The organism is Methylopila turkensis, assembly GCF_027922325.1.
Taxonomy (GTDB): Bacteria; Pseudomonadota; Alphaproteobacteria; order Rhizobiales; family Methylopilaceae; genus Methylopila; species Methylopila turkensis.
Genome location: NZ_BSFL01000003.1, coordinates 276,167 through 294,567 on the forward strand (window position 1 = coordinate 276,167; position 18,401 = coordinate 294,567).

The following is an 18,401-nucleotide window of genomic DNA, read 5'->3' on the forward strand; positions in this document are numbered from 1 at the left end:
CGGACCGTCGCGGGAGAGACGAGACCACGATGGCCTTGCAGCGTCAGGTACTGTTCTGGATCGGACTGGCGGCGGTCGTCGTCCTCTTTCTCTACCTCTTCTCCAGCATCCTGCTGCCGTTCGTGGCGGGCCTCGCGCTCGCCTATCTGCTCGACCCGCTCGCCGACCGGCTCGGCCGACTGGGGCTGCCGCGCGTCTGGGCGACGGTCGTGATCCTCGTCACGGTGGTGCTGACCTTCGTGCTGCTGATCATGCTGATCGCGCCGCTGCTGGCCGAACAGCTCGCAAACTTCGTCGAGCGGCTGCCGCAGACCATCGCCCGCCTGCAGGAGCTGATCGCGCAGCAGAACCAGCCGTGGATCGAGCGTCTGCTTGGGCAGGGGCTCGGCCAGGTCCGTTCCTCCATCGGCACGATCGTCAGCCAGGGTCTGAACTGGATGACGACGTTCCTCGCCTCGCTCTGGACCGGCGGGCAGGCGGTGCTCTCGGTGATCAGCCTGCTGGTGGTGACGCCGGTCGTCGCCTTCTACATGCTGATCGACTGGGACCGGATGGTGGAGACCATCGACGGCTGGGTGCCACTCCGCCACAAGGCCACCATCCGCCGGCTCGCACGCGACATCGACGGGGGCGTGGCCGGCTTCGTGCGGGGCCAGGCGTTGGTCTGCCTGCTGCTCGGCACGTTCTACGCCATCGCGCTGAGCATGGTGGGGCTGAACTTCGGCCTGCTGATCGGCCTCGGCGCCGGCTTGATCGGCTTCATCCCCTACATCGGCTCGATCACCGGCCTGCTGGTGTCGCTCGCCGTCGCGATCGTCCAGTTCTGGCCCGACTACACCATGGTGGCGATCGTGCTCGGCATCTTCGTCTTCGGACAGTTCGTCGAGGGCAACTTCCTGCAGCCCCGCCTCGTCGGGCGCTCCGTCGGGCTGCATCCGGTGTGGCTGATGTTCGCGCTGGTCGCCTTCGGCTACCTGTTCGGCTTCGTCGGCCTGCTCGTCGCCGTGCCTCTGGCGGCGGCGGTCGGCGTGCTGTTGCGGTTCGGGCTGGACCGCTACCTCGAAAGCCCGTTCTACACCGGCGACGAGGGCGAACCCGACGTGCTTCCGGGCGGCCCCAAGGGCGCGAGCCTGTTCGGACCGCGCACGACGATCGCGCCTCCTCCTCCGCCCGCCGCGCCTCCCGCCGAGGGGCGCTGAGGACCGCCGTCTTGGCCCGCGACATTCCGCGCCAGATCCCGCTCGTCCTGCCGCACGACCCGCGCTTCGGCGTCGAGGATTTCCTGGTCACGCCTGCGAACGCCGCGGCGCATGCGATCGTGACATCCTGGCCGCGCTGGCCGGATCGCTCGCTGCTGCTCGTGGGCGCGGGCGGCGCGGGCAAGAGCCATCTCGCCGAGATCTGGCGCGTGGCGAGCGGGGCGGCGGCCGCGGCTTCGGCCGAGGATGCGATCAATCGCCTGCGCGCCGAGGCGGACGACGCAGCGCTGCTGCTCGACGACGTCGATCGCGACGGCGCCGACGAGAACGCGCTGTTCCACCTGCTCAATCTGGCGCGCGAACGCGCCGCTCGCTTGCTGCTGACCGCGCGCCAGGCGCCCACGCTGCTGTGGCCGACGCTGCCCGACCTCGCGTCGCGGCTTCGCGCGCTGCCGGTCGCGCGGCTCGAGGAGCCCGACGACGAGACGGTCCGCGCCGTCCTGCTGAAGCTGCTCGACGACCGGCAGCTCAAGGTCGAGGCGGGGGTGATCGACTATGTCGCCCGACAGTGCGACCGTTCGCTCGGCGCCGTTCGCGAACTCGTGGAGGCGCTCGACCGGGAATCGCTCGCCCGCGGCCGATCTATCGGCCGGGGGCTCGCGGGCGACGTCCTGCACCGCTTGAGGGGAGACGATGACTGAGAGCGCCGTTGCGAAGTCGTCACACAACCGTCGTATGCAGCCTCGCCGCGCCCGCGCCAAGCCGAGCGCCGCGGTGACGGTTTCGCCGGCGAAGGGTGACGACATGGCCGAGATTGCAAGCGTGACGCCGCGGGCCGCGATCGCCGAGGCGAAGCTGGAGAGCGCGCCGGCGACACCTGCGTCGGAAAAGACGGGCGACCCGTCGCGCTTCGTCAACCGTGAGATTTCGTGGATCTGGTTCAACCGACGCGTGCTGGAGGAGGCGGCGAACCAGAGCCATCCGGTGCTGGAGCAGCTCCGCTTCCTGTCGATCTCGGCGAACAATCTCGACGAGTTCTTCATGGTGCGCGTCGCGGGCCTGCGCGGCCAGCTCCGCTCCGGCCTGACCGAGCTAAGCCCCGACGGCCGGACGCCGGCCGAGCAGCTCGCGCGGATCGGCGAGGTGGTGTCCTCGCTCGCCCACGACCAGCAGATCCGCTGGCTCGAACTGCGCGCGGCGATCCAGAAGGCCGGCATCGTCCTGGTCGAGGGGCCCGGCCTGACCAAGGCCGAGTTGGTCTGGCTCGAAGAGCATTTCCTGAACTACGTGTTCCCGATCCTGACGCCGCTCGCGGTCGATCCGGCGCACCCATTCCCGTTCATTCCCAATCTCGGCTTCACCATCGCGCTGCAGCTCGCCCGCCATTCGGACGGCCGCCCGCTGAACGCGCTGATCCGCATGCCGGCGCGGATCGATCGCTTCATCCGGCTGCCGGATGGCGAGCCGGGCGTGACCCGCTTCATCAGCCTGGAGCAGGTCATCGGCCTGTTCACCCGTCGGCTGTTCCCCGGCTACGACATCAAGGCGCAGGCCGCCTTCCGCGTCATCCGCGACAGCGACCTCGAGGTGGAGGAGGAGGCCGAGGACCTCGTCCGCGTGTTCGAGAGCGCGCTGAAGCAGCGCCGGCGCGGGTCGGTGATCCGGCTCGAGATCGAAAACGCCATGCCGCCCGAGTTGCGCGCCTTCGTGGTGGCCGCGCTCCACGTGGCCGACGACGAGGTGTTCGTGGTCGACGGCGTGCTGGCGCTCGGCGACCTCAGCCAGATCGTCTCGATCGACCGCCCTGAGCTCAAGTTCAAGCCGTACAACCCGCGCTTCCCCGAGCGGGTGCGCGAGCACGCCGGCGACTGCTTCGCGGCGATCCGCGAGAAGGACATCGTCGTCCATCACCCATACGAATCGTTCGACGTCGTGGTGCAGTTCCTGAACCAGGCGGCGCGCGATCCGAACGTGGTAGCGATCAAGCAGACCCTCTACCGCACCTCCTCCGACAGCCCGATCGTGAAGGCGCTCGCCGAGGCCGCCGAGGCCGGCAAGTCCGTCACCGCGCTGGTGGAGCTCAAGGCCCGCTTCGACGAGGAGGCCAACATCCGCTGGTCGCGCGATCTGGAGCGCGCCGGCGTGCAGGTGGTGTTCGGCTTCATCGAGCTGAAGACCCACTCCAAGCTGTCGCTTGTGGTGCGGCGCGAGAGCGGCGGGCTCACCAGCTACTGCCACGTGGGCACGGGCAACTACCACCCGATCACCGCCAGGATCTACACCGACCTGTCGTTCTTCACCGCCGATCCGGTGATTGGGCGGGACGTCGGCCGGCTGTTCAACTTCATCACCGGCTACGCGGAGCCGGACGCTCTGGAGCGCATGGCGGCCTCGCCGCACACGCTGCGCAAACGCTTCCTCCAGCACGTCCATGAGGAGATCGCGCACGCGAAGGCCGGCCGGCCGGCCGCGATCTGGGGCAAGTGCAACAGCCTCGTCGACCCCGAGACGATCGATGCGCTCTATGCGGCGAGCGAGGCGGGGGTGCAGGTCGATTTCGTCGTGCGCGGCATGTGCTCCCTCCGCCCCGGCGTGCCCGGCCTCAGCGAGAACATCCGCGTCAAATCGATTGTCGGCCGCTTCCTGGAGCACAGCCGCATCTACGCCTTCGGCAACGGCCACGGCCTGCCGTCGCCGAACGCGCATGTCTACATCTCCTCGGCGGACCTGATGCAGCGCAATCTCGACCGGCGCGTCGAGGCCTTGCTTCCGATCCTCAACCCCACCGTCCACGAGCAGGTGCTCGACCAGATCATGGTGGCGAACCTCAAGGACAATCAGCAGAGCTGGACGCTGTTGCCCGACGGAACCTCGCGACGCATAGTCCCGGCCGACGGCGAGGAGCCTTTCAATGCGCATCAGTATTTCATGACGAACCCCAGCCTCTCGGGACGCGGCAAGTCGTCCAAGACCAGTTCGCCGCGCCGCCTGGCCAAGCGTGGCTAAGCCCAAATCGCCGTCGGAAGGAACGTCCGGAAGCGGACGCGCCCTCCCTCCCGGGCGCCTGCCTTACGGCCCGCCCGTCGCCATCGTCGACATCGGCTCGAACTCCGTCCGCCTCGTCGTCTACGAAGGGCTGTCGCGGGCCCCGACGCCGATGTTCAACGAGAAGGAGCTGTGCGCGCTCGGTCGTTCCGTAGCCGTCACGGGCCGTCTGTCCGAGGACAGCATGGCGAAGGCCTTCGCGGCGCTACGGCGGTTTCGCGCTCTCGCGGACGCCATGGGCGTCGGGCGCATGTTCGTGCTCGCGACCGCGGCCGCCCGGGACGCCGCCAACGGCCAGGAGTTCATCGCCGAGGCCGAGCGCCTGTGCCGGACCGAGATCCAGCTCCTGTCGGGCAAGCGCGAGGCCAGGCTTTCCGCGCTCGGCGTGGTATCCGGCTTCTTCAAGCCGGACGGGATCGTCGGCGATCTCGGCGGCGGCAGCCTCGAACTCATCAGCGTGTCGAAGGCGCGGCTGTCGGACGGCGCGACCTTCCCGCTCGGCGGCATCCGCCTGCAGGACGTGTCGGAGCAGTCGATCAAGAAGGCGGACCGCATCACGCGCGACGCTCTCGACGACGCCCGCGAACTGGAGAAGCTCAAGGATCGCACGTTCTACGCCGTCGGCGGCACCTGGCGCGCGCTCGCCCACATGCACATGGTGCAGAAGAACTACCCGCTGCACGTGCTGCACGGCTACACCATCCCGGCCAAGGAGGCGCTGGAGTTCTGCCGCCTCGTGCGGCGGGTCGACCCCGAGACGCTGCCGGGGATCAACGTGGTGTCCTCGGAGCGGCGCCCGCTGCTGGCCTATGGCGCCGTCGTGCTCGAACACATCCTGCGCATCGGCAAGCCGCGCGAGGTCGTGCTGTCCTCGCTCGGCGTGCGCGAAGGCCTGCTCTACGAACTGCTCGACGACGACGGCCGCCGCGAGGATCCGCTGATCTCTTCGGCGCGGGATCTCGGCTATCTCCGCGCCCGCGCGCCCCGGCACGGCGACGACCTCGTGGAATGGACCGACCGGCTGTTCCGTTCGGTCGACATCGACGAGACGGTGGAGGAGCGCCGCTGGCGGCATGCGGCCTGCCATCTCGCCGACATCGGCTGGCGCGCCCACCCGGACTACCGCGGCGAGCAGAGCCTCGACACCATCGCCCATGGCAGCTTCGCAGGCGTCGACCATTTCGGCCGCGCCTACATGGCGCTCGCCATCTTCTACCGGCACATGGGCCTGCTGGACGACGAGGCCAGCCCGCGCATCCGGGAACTCGCCTCCACCCGCATCCTTGACCGGGCGCGGACGCTCGGAGCAGCAATGCGCGTCGCCTATCTCGTCTCCGCCGCGGTCGCCGACGTGCTGCCGCGCGCGCCGCTGACGCTGAAGCGCGACGTGCTCACGCTCCGGCTGCCGACCGAGCTCGGCGAACTTGCCAGCGACCGTCTGCGCAACCGGCTGAACAAGCTCGGCAAGCTGCTGGCCCGCCCGACCGCGATCGAGACGATCTGAAAGCGAGGGCGCGTCAGTCGGCGGACGCGGCCGCCGGCTCTTCGCTGCGGCGTTCGCCGCCGCCGCGGCGCTTGCGGCGCTGGGGGGCGGGCAGGGGCTCGTCGCTCGACGGATCGCGCTCCACCGCGACGACGCGGCCCCGCTCCAGCGCCAGCGCCAGCGTGCCGGCCTTCAGGCTCAGCGCGCGCTGGCCGAACAGCTCCCGCCGCCATCCCGCAAGCGCGGGCACGTCGGCGTCGTCGTCGGACGCGATCCGCTCCAGATCGTCGGCGGTGGCGATGATCTTGGCGGCGACGGCGTTCTGCTCGGCGATCATCCGCAGCAGGACCTTCAGCAGCTCGACGGTCGCGCCGCTCGCGGGCGTCGCGCCGCGTTCGCGGTCGATGGGCGGCAGGGAGGCGGGATCGCGCTCGAGGCCGCGGGCGACCGCCTCGAGGATGTCCTGTCCGGCGCGGGAGCGTTCATAGCCGCGCGGGAAGGTGCGCAGCGCGCCGAGCGCGTCCACGGTCTTCGGCGCGCGCATCGCCACCTCGACCAGCGCGTCGTCTTTCAGCACGCGGGAACGGGGCACGTCACGCCCCTGCGCCTCGCGCTCGCGCCAGGCCGCGACCTCCATCAGCACAGCGAGATCGCGCGGTTTCCTCACGCGGGACCTGAACCGCTGCCAGGCGTCCTCCGGATCGGCCCGGTAGGTGGCGGGAGAGGTCAGCACCTCCATCTCCTCCACGAGCCATTCGGCGCGGCCGCGGCGCTCCAGATCCGCCGAGAGCTTGGCGTAGACCGTGCGCAGATGGGTCACATCCGCGATCGCGTAGGTGATCTGCTCCTCGGACAGCGGGCGACGGCTCCAGTCGGTGAAGCGCGAGGACTTGTCGAGCGTCACGCCGGCGGTGCGCTGCACGAGCTGGTCGTAGGAGATCGAGTCGCCGAAGCCGAGCACCATCGCGGCGACCTGGGTGTCGAACACCGGATGGGGCACGAGGCCCGCGAGATGGTGGAAGATCTCGATGTCTTGCCGGCCGGCGTGGAAGACCTTGAGCACGGCCTCGTTCGCCATCAGCTCGAACAGCGGCTGAAGGTCGATGTCCGGCGCGAGCGCGTCGACCACGACCGGCCCCTCGGCGTCGGCGATCTGCACCACGCAGAGCTTCGGCCAGAAGGTCGTCTCCCGCAGGAACTCGGTGTCGACGGTGACGAAGTCGGCGCGCGCGAACCGCGCGCAGGCGGCCTGGAGGTCTTGGGTCGAAGTGATCATCATGTCGTCTCCGCATATAGCGGAGTCGAAACGACCTGTCTCGCGTCCGTCGGGCCATTCGCCTTGACAAGCCGCGCGCGCGCATGCCGTGGTCCGGCGGCTTTTTCGGGCGCCCTACGGGCGCCGACCGATCCGGGATCTTTCGACGATGCACCGCTACCGCACCCACACCTGCGGCGAACTCAGGGCCGAGCATGTCGGCCAGAACGTCCGCCTGTCCGGCTGGGTGCACCGCGTCCGCGACCACGGCGGCGTGCTGTTCATCGATCTGCGCGACCATTACGGGCTCACCCAGGTCGTGGTCGATCCCGACAGCCCCGCCTTCGGGCTCGCCGAGACGGTGCGTTCCGAATGGGTGATCCGCATCGACGGCGCCGTGCGCACGCGGCCCGCAGGGACCGAGAACGCAGAGCTGCCGACGGGGCAGGTCGAGATCTACGCCCGCGACGCCGAGGTGCTAGGGCCCGCGGCGGACCTGCCGCTGCCGGTGTTCGGCGATCAGGACTATCCGGAGGAGACGCGGCTCAAGTACCGCTTCCTCGACCTGCGCCGCGAGAAGCTGCACCGGAACATCATGATCCGCGGCGCGATCATCGACGCCATGCGGGCCAAGATGAAGGGGCAGGGCTTCTTCGAGTTCCAGACCCCGATCCTGACCGCGTCGAGCCCCGAAGGCGCGCGCGACTTCCTGGTGCCGAGCCGCATCCATCCCGGCAAATTCTACGCGCTGCCGCAGGCGCCGCAGCAGTATAAGCAGCTCATCATGATGAGCGGCTTCGACCGCTACTTCCAGATCGCGCCCTGCTTCCGCGACGAGGACCCGCGCGCCGACCGCCTGCCCGGCGAATTCTACCAGCTCGACCTCGAGATGAGCTTCGTCGAGCAGGAGGACGTGTTCGCGGCCGTCGAGCCGGTGATCACGGGCGTGTTCGAGCAGTTCGCGAACGGCAAGCCGGTGACGAAGAACTGGCCGCGTATTCCCTACGCCGAGGCGATCGCGAAATACGGCACCGACAAGCCGGACCTGCGCAATCCGCTGATCATGCAGGACGTCTCCGAGCATTTCCGGGGTGCGGGCTTCAAGGTCTTCGCCCGCATGCTGGAGACCGAGGGCAATCAGGTCTGGGCGATCCCCGGGCCGACCGGCGGCAGCCGCGCGTTCTGCGACCGCATGAACTCCTGGGCGCAGAGCGAGGGCCAGCCGGGCCTCGGCTACGTCATGTGGCGCGAGGGCGGCGAGGGCGCGGGTCCGATCGCCAACAACATCGAGCCGGAGCGCACCGCCGCGATCCGCGACCAGCTCGGCCTCAAGGAGGGCGACGCGGCTTTCTTCGTCGCGGGCGACCCGGCGAAGTTCTGGAAGTTCGCGGGCCTCGCCCGCACGCGGGTCGGCGAGGAGCTGAAGCTCGTCGACCACGATCGCTTCGAGCTCGCCTGGATCGTCGACTTTCCGTTCTACGAATGGAGCGAGGAGGAGAAGAAGGTCGACTTCTCCCACAACCCGTTCTCGATGCCGCAGGGCGGGCTCGACGCGCTGACGGGCCAGGACCCGCTGACCATTAAGGCGTTCCAGTACGACATCGCCTGCAACGGCTTCGAGATCGCCTCCGGCGGCATCCGCAACCACCGCCCGGAGGCGATGGTGAAGGCGTTCGAGATCGCGGGCTATGACGAGCAGACGGTGATCGAGCGCTTCGGCGGCATGTACCGCGCGTTCCAGTACGGCGCGCCGCCCCATGGCGGCATGGCGGCGGGCGTGGACCGCATCGTCATGCTGCTGACGGGCGCGCAGAACCTGCGCGAGATCTCGATCTTCCCGATGAACCAGCGCGCCGAAGACCTGCTGATGGGCTCGCCGTCGCCCGCGACGCCGAAGCAGCTCAAGGAGCTGCACATCCGGCTCAGCCTGCCGCAGAAGTAGGCCGAGGCTCAGAGCGCCCGGCTCAGCACCGACACGTCGAGCGCCTGGGCGACGCCCGCCGGTCCGAGCTGGATCAGCCCCAGCAGCTGGAGCAGCGTGGTGTCGGGCGAGCGGGGGACGATCCGGGCCTCGAGCGTTCCACCTGTGCGCAGAAAAAGCTCGGTCGCGATCGCCGAGGCTTCGGCGCTCGGGCCGAGCACCGCCTCCATCCGCTCTTTTGCCTCCTGCGCGAAGCCGTTGCGGTAGGCGGTCGGGTCCGCGCTTTGCGCCTTCGCGGCGGAGGCGAGCGCGCCCGCGATCCCGCCCTTGTCGGTCAGGCGCAGGGTGAAGGGCTGAAGGGTGACGCGCGAGAGCTTGTCGACGAGCTCGGCTCCGGTCGCGACCATGAGCGTCGGGTCCACCTGCGTGAGCTCGCCTTCGAGATGGAGGTCCGCGATCTCGGGCGAGGAGTAGTCGAGGCCGTCGAGCTTCAGAATCTGCGTGCTGGGATCGAGCGACAGCAGCACCCGGAAGTCGAGGTCGAGGCGCTCGACGCCTGCGTCGGCGAGGTACTTCGAGTACCAGCGGTCGGTCGGAGCCGCCGCCTCGAAGTCCTCGATCCGGAGACCGATGCGGTTCGGAACGGTGTCGTTCTCGCCGCGCGCTCCGGTCCGGATCATCCCGACCCGGACGACGCCGTGCCGGCGCGTCAGCAGCTCGACTTTCGAGACGCCGGCGCGGCGCGGGCGCGGGATGAGCTCCAGCATTTCGTCGGGCGCGGGCGTCGTGGTGAGCAGGATCTCGTCGCGGCCGACCCGCTCAGCGTGCGTGAGCAGGTTCGCGGCGTCGATCTGGTCGACGAAGGCCTCGCCGATCGTGGCGCTGCGTCCGTCCCACGCGATGCGGGCGCCCATCGTGACCACACGCTCAAGCGCCGCGTCGGCGTAGCCCGCGAACACCACGCGTTCCGCCGCGAACGACAGGGGCGGGGAGGCCGGAGGCTGCGCGTCGAGCGAGGCGTCGAACGCGCCGATGCGCGCGAAGGCCACGGCGCGCGCGGCGTCGGTCATCAGGGTGATCTGCCGGCGCGTTTCGGCGGGCGTCAGCGGTTCGCCGCGCTCCGCCTTGCTCTGGATCAGTTCGAGTGCCTCGGCCGGCGCCGCCAGCGCGCGCAGGCGCAGATCGTCGATCTCGAACCGCCCGATCGCGCCCTTGACCGGTCCGAGCGTGGCCGTCGGCGCCGAGAAGGCGATCCGCTCGATCGAGGCTTTCGCGATGGCGGCCTCGCGCGTGCCTTGTCCGTCGCCGGCAAGGAAGCGCAGCAGCGCCGGCAGGCTCAGGCCCTCGAAGCTCATCGCGCCGGTCGAGGCCTCGAAATCCGGGCCGACCCGGGCCGAGAACAGGCGCGCCGGCGCCTGCGCGGTCGCGCTCCCGACGTCGACGCGGCGCGCGACGCCGGCCTCCGTCGGCCCGAACGCGACCTCCGTGATCCGCCGCCGCACTCCAGCCTTGTCGTTGTCGATCTCGATGATGGGAATCGTGGCGCCGTCGGCCCAGAGACCGGCCGCGATCTCGGCCTGCGTGCGGGCCACCACGCCCGAGCCCGTCGCGGCGACCAGCCCCTGGGGCGGCCCCGCATAGCCCGTCAGCGTGACCGACGGAATGCGCACCGTCTCGCGACCGAGGCTTACGACGACGTTGTCGAACCGCACCTTCGCCGCCGTGATGCGGCCGTCGCTTTCGCTTGGGCGCTCGATCGTCACCAGCGCGATCCGCAGCCGGGCGCCGTCCGCCCCCGGCGTGTCGACCGCCACGTCGCGCACGGCGACGGAACGTGCGCCGATGTCCACGGCGATGTCGCCGCGGGTGACGACAGCGGTGCTGCGGACGCGCACCTCGTCGAGCGCCTTGTCCACCTTGGCGGTCGCGTAGCGGTCCACCGCCCAGGGCAGGGCGGCGAGGCCGGCGAGCAGCAGGACGCCGCCCGCCGCGGCGATCGTGATGGCGCGTATGTTCATATGTCCTCGGGGCGTCCCTGGCGTCGGCGCGTTTCGCAACGCTCCTGACACGCGTCGAGGTAGGACGCCCTTCGCCGCCGTCCATCGCTTGAAGGGGCGATCGTTCGGCGGCATGGTGCCGCCCTCCCTCTCGGCCGCCTCGGCCGCAGGCCCGCCCGCGCTTCCCCGGACTTCGATGTGACCCAGACGTTCATATGCATTCGCTGGGGCGAGCTCTACGGACCCGATTACGTCAACAAGCTCTACGCCATGATCGCGCGGAACACCGCGCGGCCGATGCGGCTCGTCTGCTACACCGACGACGCGTCCGGCATCCGGCCTGAGGTCGAAACCTTTCCGCTGCCGCCGATCGACATGCCGGCGAGCCACATGTGGAAATCTTGGCGCAAGGTGTCGCTGTGGGGCCCGGCGCTCGAAGGGATTTCGGGGCGCGTGCTGTTCACCGATCTCGACGTGGTGATCACCGGCGGCCTCGACGCGTTCTTCGACTTCGCGCCCGAGGCGGACTTCGTGGTGGCCGAGAACTGGACCCAGATGGGGCAGGGCGTCGGCAACACCTCGGTCTACCGCTTCGACGTGGGATCGAAGGCCCACATCTACGACGCGTTCCGCAACGACCCCGAAGGCACGATCGCGGGTTACGACAACAGCCAGACCTACATCTCGCGCACGATCGGCGAACGGCGCTATTGGCCGGCGCCCTGGTGCGTCAGCTTCAAGCACAGCCTGATGCCGCGCTGGCCGTTCAACTTCGTCCGGACGCCCGCGCTGCCGGCCGACGCCCGGATCATCTGCTTCACCGGGCGGCCCAATCCGGACGAGGCGCGCGACGGCCACTGGCCGACGACGCCGATGAAGCGGCTCTACAAGCACGTGCGGCCGACGCCCTGGATCGCCGAGCACTGGCGGGAGTAGGTCCGGTGGTGGACGGCGCGGCTCCGCTTCGCGCGCTTGTGCTGACGGACGGCGTCGCGGGCCACGACCGCATCAATCTCGGCGTGCTGGCGGCGCTCGGCCGTCTGGCGCGCGTCGAGGCGCGCTGGATCGGCGTACGGGAGGCAGGCTCGCGCTCGCGCGGCTTCGACCGGATCGCGGCGCGGTTCGTCCCGTTCGAGCGGTTTTTTCGCAGCCGTTACGAGATCGAGGGCAAAGAAGCGAGATGGCTTGGTCCGGCGGAAGGCGCGCGCTTCGACGTCGTGGTCTCCGCCGGGCCATCGACCGGCGCGGCGAACATCGCACTCGCGCGTCAGGTGGGCGGTCGCTCGATCTTCTTCGGCTTTCCGAAGCTGCCGCTGCTGCCCGAGTTCGACGTCCTGCTGCGGCCCGACCGGCCGGCGGTGCGGCTCGGCCGCGGCGTCACCGTGCTGCGGCCGAGCGAGATCGATCCCGACGCGCTTCCGCGTCCGCGCCGCGGCGGGGAGGCGCGCACGATGGCCGCGTTGATCGGCGGCGACACCAAGCACTACGCCTTCACCGCGGAGGATTTCGCGCTCCTCGCCGAAGGCCTGCGCCGCGCGGCGGCGCGGGGCGTCACTGTCACGGCCTTCAACTCCCGGCGAACGCCTGCGGCCCATTTCGACGCCTTCGTCGCGGCGTTCGCCCCGGACGACGTGACGCGCCGCGTGGTCGATTTCCGCCGCGAGGGCTTCCGGTCCAACCTCGACGCCTACGCCGCGGACGTCGTGGTCGCGACCGCGGACTCGATGTCGATGATCGCGGAAGCGCTCGCAGCGCGGCGGCCGACCCTGATGGCGAGGCCGGTCGGTTATCGTCCGCCGGCGCGCGACGCCGCCGAGCTTGCGGAGCACGTCCAGGCGGGCGTCGCCGCCTTCATCGGCTTCGACGAGTTCGCCTTCGACCACTGGCCTGATCGCGCGGCGCGGCTCCGCGAGCTACCCTATCACCCGCTCGCCCGTCTGGCCGAAGCGGTCCGTCCCGCGCTACGACGCGCAGGCGCAAGATAGCCGCTGGCAATTCGCGCGATCTGTGCGAAAAGGCCGCATTAGACGTCCGACGTAGAACGACGCCGTCCTGGGAGAGTCCGCATGCCGATCCAGATGTCCGACGACCTGCGCACGGGCGCGCTGGTCTATCACCGAGGCTCGGCTGCGACCGGGGCCCGGCCGGGCAAGATCGAGATCCAGGCGACCAAGCCGCTCGGCAACCAGCGCGACCTCGCTCTCGCCTATTCGCCCGGCGTCGCCGCGGCCTGCGACGCCATAGCGGAGGACCCGGACCAGGCGGCCGAACTCACCGCGCGGCAGAATCTGGTGGCGGTGCTCTCCAACGGCACCGCGGTGCTAGGTCTCGGCGACATCGGCCCGCTCGCCGGCAAGCCGGTGATGGAGGGCAAGGCGGTCCTGTTCAAGAAGTTCGCCGGCATCGACGTGTTCGACATCGAGGTGGCGGAGAAGGACGCGGCGCGACTGATCGAGGTGGTCTGCGCGCTGGAGCCGACCTTCGGCGGCATCAACCTCGAGGACATCAAGGCCCCCGAGTGCTTCGAGGTCGAGGAAGCCTGCAAAAAGCGGATGGGCATCCCGGTCTTCCACGACGACCAGCACGGCACCGCGATCATCGTGGCGGCGGCGATCGTCAACGGGCTGGAGCTCGCGGGCAAGTCGCTCGGCTCCGTCAAGATCGTGACTTCGGGCGCCGGCGCGGCTGCGCTTGCCTGCCTCAACCTGCTGGTCACGCTCGGCGCGAAGCGTGAGAACATCTGGGTCACCGACATCGACGGCGTCGCCTACAAGGGCCGCGAAACGCTGATGGACCGCTGGAAGGCGGTCTACGCGCAGGAGACGGACAAGCGGACGCTCGGCGAGGTGATCGACGGCGCCGACGTGTTCCTCGGCCTGTCGGCCGGCGGCGTGCTGAAGCCCGAGATGGTGAAGCGCATGGCCGAGAAGCCCATGATCCTGGCGCTCGCCAACCCGACGCCGGAGATCATGCCCGACGTCGCGCGCGAGGCGAGCCCGGGCGCCATGATCTGCACCGGCCGGTCGGACTTCCCGAACCAGGTCAACAACGTCCTCTGCTTCCCCTACATCTTCCGCGGCGCGCTCGACGTGGCCGCGACCGAGATCAACGAGGAGATGAAGGCGGCGGCCGTCCGCGCCATCGCCGCGCTCGCGCGCGAACCTTCGTCCGACGTCGTCGCCAAGGCCTATGGCGGCGAGACCCGGCTGTTCGGGCCGGAATCGCTGATCCCAAGCCCGTTCGATCCGCGCCTGATCCTGCGCATCGCGCCCGCGGTCGCGCGCGCGGCGATGGAGAGCGGCGTCGCCCGCCGGCCGATCGCCGATTTCCGGGCCTACGAGGACCAGCTCAACCGCTTCGTGTTCCGCTCGGGCTTCGTGATGAAGCCCGTCTTCGGCGCCGCGAAGGCTGCGCCGAAGCGCGTGATCTACGCCGACGGCGAGGACGAGCGCTCGCTGCGCGCCGCGGAGGTCGCGCTGGAGGAGGGGATCGCGACGCCGATCCTTATCGGCCGCCCCCACGTGATCGAGGTTCGCGCCAAGCGCTGGGGCCTGACGATCAAGCCCGGCGACGTCGAGGTGATCAACCCCGAGGACGACCGGCGCTACCGGGACTATGTCGCGCTTTATCTTGAGCTCGCAGGCCGGCGCGGCGTGACGCCGGAGCTCGCCCGCACGGTGGTGCGCACCAACGCGACCGCGATCGCGGCGCTCGCCGTCGTGCGCGGCGACGCCGACGCCATGATCACCGGCCTCGAAGGCCGCTTCCACGACCATCTCGAAATCATCGATCAGGTGATCGGCCGATCGGACGCAGCGCCGGACTATTCCACGCTGTCGCTGCTGATCACGGGACGGGGCGTTTACTTCCTGACCGACACCTACGTCACGCCTGAACCCGACGCGGTCAGCGTCGCCGAAAGCGCGATTCACGGCGCCCGCAGCGTGGAGCGCTTCGGCATCACGCCGAAGGTCGCGCTGCTGTCGCATTCCTCGTTCGGGTCGCACGACACGCCGTCGGCGCGAAAGATGCGCGACGCGCTGCGGATCATCCAGGAAAAGGCGCCGCAGCTCGAGGTCGACGGCGAGATGATGGGCGATGTCGCCCTTCTGCCGTCGCTCAGGGAGCGGCTTCTGCCGTCCTCGACGCTGACGGGGGAGGCGAACCTGCTGGTTTTCCCGAACCTCGACGCCGCAAACATCGCGGCTCAGCTCATCAAGGCGCTCGCCGACGCGCTGCCCGTCGGCCCGATCCTGGTCGGCGCCAAGCGCCCGGCGCACATCCTGACGCCCTCCGTCACCGCGCGCGGCGTGGTCAACATGACCGCGATGGCGGTGGTCGAGGCGCAGGTCGGTAGCGCCGATTAGGCCGCCGTTAAGCGAGCCTGGCATACCTGTAACTGGGAATCGGGAGCCAACTCCGTCCCGTCGGGTGAGCAGGGACAGGCCAGCGTTGCGCGACGTCGCAGGCTCTTGGAAAAAGGCATTGTTGACGGGGATCGCGCTGGCCGCGGTCCCCATCGTGGGCCTCAACCTCGTTCTCGGCGCCAACATCGTCACGGTCGCTCAGGACGAGGCCGACGGCGTCGCCGCGGAGATACTCGCGGTCGTCGAGCAGCGGATCGACGACGCGGCCACCGCACTCATCAAGCTCGGCCTCAAAAGTCCGCAGGGCTGCGGCGACGGAACGCGCGCGGCGCTCCTGTCGGCGACGCTGCGCTCCGGCGCCGGCGCGGAAGTCGTCGCGGTGGATGAGAACGAGCGCGGCGAATGCGGCGCCTATGCGCCGCCGCGGATCGTCCGGCGAATCTCGGCCGAGCACGGTACGCGCAGCTCCAACGTCACGTTCTCCGCCGCAGGCTATGGAGCGTCGGGCGGGCCGCAGTTGATCCAGCTGGTCTGGCGGGCGACGCCGGGAGCTCCCGGCTTCCGTGCGCTGCTTCTCGGCGAGAACCTCGTGCCGCTGATCCTGAAAAGCCGCCTGACGGGCGACTTCTCGATCCGCGCCGTCATGATCGATGGGACCACGGTCTTCCGAAAGTCGTTGGGCGCGGCGCCGTCCGACGGGGCGGCGACCTGGCGACTGCCGGCGGTCGCGGCTTCCGCCGCCTCCGAGCGCTATCCGCTGCGGATCGAGGTGGCGGCGCCCGGCGAGGCCTTGCTGGCGGCGAACGCGAGCCTGTTCCTTTACGCCAATCTCGGCGGGCTCGCCTTCGCTCTGTTCGTCGTCGCCGCCTCGGTGCTGCTTACGCGCCGGGGAGCCGGGCCGCTGCGTGAGATCGCTGATGGCGTGCGGCGGCGGGAATTTGTGCCGTACTACCAACCCGTGATCGACATCGCGGCCGGCAAGCTGGTGGGCTGTGAGGTGCTCATGCGCTGGAAGCGGCGCGACGGCTCGGTGCTCGCCCCGGGCCGGTTCATCGCGCTCGCCGAGGCCAGCGGCGAGATCTTCCCCATGACGCTTTCGGTGATGGAGGCGGCGCGCGACGACCTTTCGGAGGTGTACGCCCGCCTTCCCCAGCTCGAGCTCGGCTTCAACCTCGTCGCCGGGCATTTCGACAGCACCGCCATCGTCGACGACGTCGTGCGCATTTTCGGCTCCTCGGCGATCCGCATGAACCAGCTCATGTTCGAGGTGACCGAGCGCCAGCCGCTGCAGGACATCACCCGCGCGCGTCTCGTCATCGCCCGCCTCCAGGCGCTCGGCGCCCGCGTCGCGCTCGACGACGTCGGCACCGGGCACGGCGGCCTGTCCTACCTGCTGAAGCTCGGCGTCGACGTGATGAAGATGGACAAGATGTTCGTCGACGCGATCGGCACCGAGCGCTACTCGGTGGCGATCGTCGACAGCCTCGTGAAGCTCGCCGACGATATGCGCCTAGAGCTGGTGGCGGAGGGCGTGGAGACCTTCGAGCAGCTCGAGTACCTGCGGGCGAAGGGCGTGCGGCGCGCGCAAGGCTACGTGTTCGCGCCGCCGCTGTCGGCGTCTTCGTTCGTGGCGCTCGTGCGCGCGATGCACCCCGGCCTCGCCGACGCTGCGGCGTCGACGCCCATGCGCGACTATGTCGGACCGCTGCGGCGGACAAGTTCGGTTTGATCCAAAGGCCGTCTTCCGCGTAAAGCAGGACAGAGCGGCGACCATGCGCCGCGCCGCGCGGGAGGGTTGGATGACCGTCGATCGCCGCACGTTTCTTGGCTTCGCCGGTGGGCTCCTTTGCTGCGCGCCCGCGGTCCCGGCGCTGGCGCAGGCCTCGTCGAGGGTTAGCGCAGCCTCGTTCTCGTTCGAGAAGCTGGACGGCGGGCGCATCAGCCTCGGCGCCTATCTCGGCAAGCCGGTGCTGGTGGTGAACACGGCGTCGCGCTGCGGTCTGGCCGGCCAACTCGGCGACATGGCCGAACTCTGGACGCGGTACCACGATCGCGGGCTCATGATCGTCGCGGTCCCTAGCAACGACTTCTGGCAGGAGCCCGGCGACCCGGCGGCGATCCGCCAGTCCGGCGCGGCCCATGGCGCGAACTATCCCTTCGCCGCCGTGCAGAAGGTGACCGGCGCGGACGCCCATCCGTTCTATCGCTGGGCCGCGCGTCTCGAGCCTCAGTCGACCCCGAGCTGGAACTTCCATAAATATCTCGTCGGCGCCGACGGGGGCCTCGCCGGCAGCTTCTCCTCCCGGACGAGCCCGACCGATCCCAAGATCGTCGCGGCGATCGAGCGCGAGTTGGCGTCGCCCGCCCAGGCCCCCGCCGTCCGCTGACGCCCGCGGTCCGCGCCGACATGGATCTCTGGGCGCCGGTGCTGGGCGTCTACTGCGAACGGCAGGACGCCAGCTTCTGGGCCGAGCCCGTCAACGCCGTCACCAACCTCGCTTTCGTCATCGCCGGCGTCGTCGCGTTCCGGCGTTCGGGGAATGATCGGGCGGCCGCGGCGCTCGCGCTAATCGTGATCGCGATCGGCGTCGGCAGCTTCCTGTTCCACACCTTCGCGACGCGGTGGGCCCTGATCGCCGACGTCGCGCCGATCCAGCTCTTCGTCGCAGCCTATTTCGGCCTGGCGATGCGGCGCTTCCTCGGACTTTCACGGGGCGGCGCGATCGTCGCGACCGCTCTCTTCCTCGCCGCGGCCGCAGGCCTCGGCGCGGCGCTGGCGCAGGGGCCGTTGCGCGGGGCCGGCGGCTACGCCGGAGGCCTCGCGGGGCTTCTCGGCGTCGCCGCAGCCTGCCTGATCCGCGCGCGCGGCGGGCCGCCTGAAACAGAGGCCGCGAGGTCCCGCCGAACGGGCTACGCGCTCCTTGGCGCGGCGGCGCTGTTCGCGGTCTCGCTCGGCTTCCGCACGATCGACGGCCTCGCCTGCGCCTATGTTCCGACCGGGACCCATCCGGTCTGGCACCTCCTGAACGCTGTGACGCTGTTCTGGCTGGTCGAGACGTTCCGGCGCGCCCGCGCCTGACGCCGACAGGCGCCAAGCGTCGTCACGTCACGGCTCATCACTTTTGGCGAAGCCA

Annotated in this window: 13 protein-coding genes; 11 read left to right on the forward strand and 2 right to left on the reverse strand. The window is 69.9% G+C overall.

Annotation, left to right across the window (positions count from 1 at the left end):
- Positions 1 to 29 precede the first annotated feature (29 nt).
- From PKE78_RS12575 to ppx, 4 genes are all read left to right on the forward strand, one after another.
- The gene (locus tag PKE78_RS12575) at positions 30 to 1,199 is read left to right on the forward strand and encodes an AI-2E family transporter (RefSeq protein WP_271201250.1); all 1,170 of its coding nucleotides are present in this window, start codon (positions 30 to 32) and stop codon (positions 1,197 to 1,199) included.
- Between the two features lie 11 nt (positions 1,200 to 1,210).
- On the forward strand, positions 1,211 to 1,900 hold the full coding sequence (locus tag PKE78_RS12580) for a P-loop NTPase family protein (protein ID WP_271201251.1): 690 nt from the start codon (positions 1,211 to 1,213) through the stop codon (positions 1,898 to 1,900).
- A gap of 103 nt (positions 1,901 to 2,003) precedes the next feature.
- The gene (locus tag PKE78_RS12585) at positions 2,004 to 4,205 is read left to right on the forward strand and encodes an RNA degradosome polyphosphate kinase (protein ID WP_271201252.1); all 2,202 of its coding nucleotides are present in this window, start codon (positions 2,004 to 2,006) and stop codon (positions 4,203 to 4,205) included.
- On the forward strand, positions 4,198 to 5,748 hold the full coding sequence (ppx, locus tag PKE78_RS12590; RefSeq protein ID WP_271201253.1) for an exopolyphosphatase: 1,551 nt from the start codon (positions 4,198 to 4,200) through the stop codon (positions 5,746 to 5,748). The genes PKE78_RS12585 and ppx overlap by 8 nt, the downstream gene beginning before the upstream one ends.
- Before the next feature lie 13 nt (positions 5,749 to 5,761).
- On the opposite strand, the gene rnd is transcribed toward ppx, so the two are convergent.
- Positions 5,762 to 7,006 carry a ribonuclease D gene (gene rnd / locus PKE78_RS12595; RefSeq protein WP_271201254.1) on the reverse strand — a complete coding sequence of 415 codons (1,245 nt, stop codon included), beginning with the start codon at positions 7,004 to 7,006 and terminating at the stop codon, positions 5,762 to 5,764.
- A gap of 145 nt (positions 7,007 to 7,151) precedes the next feature.
- On the opposite strand from rnd, the gene aspS reads away from it, so the two are divergent.
- On the forward strand, positions 7,152 to 8,924 hold the full coding sequence (gene aspS, locus PKE78_RS12600; protein WP_271201255.1) for an aspartate--tRNA ligase: 1,773 nt from the start codon (positions 7,152 to 7,154) through the stop codon (positions 8,922 to 8,924).
- Between the two features lie 8 nt (positions 8,925 to 8,932).
- Here aspS and PKE78_RS12605 read toward each other — a convergent pair whose 3' ends face one another.
- Positions 8,933 to 10,921 carry a hypothetical protein gene (locus tag PKE78_RS12605; protein WP_271201256.1) on the reverse strand — a complete coding sequence of 663 codons (1,989 nt, stop codon included), beginning with the start codon at positions 10,919 to 10,921 and terminating at the stop codon, positions 8,933 to 8,935.
- Positions 10,922 to 11,098: 177 nt separating this feature from the next.
- Here PKE78_RS12605 and PKE78_RS12610 point away from each other — a divergent pair, with 177 nt between their 5' ends.
- The 6 genes from PKE78_RS12610 (at position 11,099) to PKE78_RS12635 (ending at position 18,346) form a co-directional block, all read left to right on the forward strand.
- Positions 11,099 to 11,836, forward strand: coding sequence for a hypothetical protein (locus PKE78_RS12610; RefSeq protein ID WP_271201257.1), 738 nt, complete (start codon positions 11,099 to 11,101; stop codon positions 11,834 to 11,836).
- A gap of 8 nt (positions 11,837 to 11,844) precedes the next feature.
- Complete coding sequence (locus PKE78_RS12615; protein WP_271201258.1) at positions 11,845 to 12,885, forward strand: ELM1/GtrOC1 family putative glycosyltransferase; 1,041 nt, start codon at positions 11,845 to 11,847, stop codon at positions 12,883 to 12,885.
- An 81-nt stretch (positions 12,886 to 12,966) separates the two neighbouring features.
- Positions 12,967 to 15,267 carry an NADP-dependent malic enzyme gene (locus PKE78_RS12620; RefSeq protein WP_271201259.1) on the forward strand — a complete coding sequence of 767 codons (2,301 nt, stop codon included), beginning with the start codon at positions 12,967 to 12,969 and terminating at the stop codon, positions 15,265 to 15,267.
- 121 nt (positions 15,268 to 15,388) lie between these two features.
- On the forward strand, positions 15,389 to 16,996 hold the full coding sequence (locus tag PKE78_RS12625) for an EAL domain-containing protein (protein ID WP_271201260.1): 1,608 nt from the start codon (positions 15,389 to 15,391) through the stop codon (positions 16,994 to 16,996).
- A 70-nt stretch (positions 16,997 to 17,066) separates the two neighbouring features.
- Positions 17,067 to 17,654, forward strand: a complete 588-nt coding sequence (locus PKE78_RS12630) for a glutathione peroxidase (RefSeq protein ID WP_271201261.1) — start codon at positions 17,067 to 17,069, stop codon at positions 17,652 to 17,654.
- A gap of 20 nt (positions 17,655 to 17,674) precedes the next feature.
- Positions 17,675 to 18,346, forward strand: a complete 672-nt coding sequence (locus PKE78_RS12635) for a ceramidase domain-containing protein (RefSeq protein ID WP_271201262.1) — start codon at positions 17,675 to 17,677, stop codon at positions 18,344 to 18,346.
- Positions 18,347 to 18,401 lie beyond the last annotated feature (55 nt).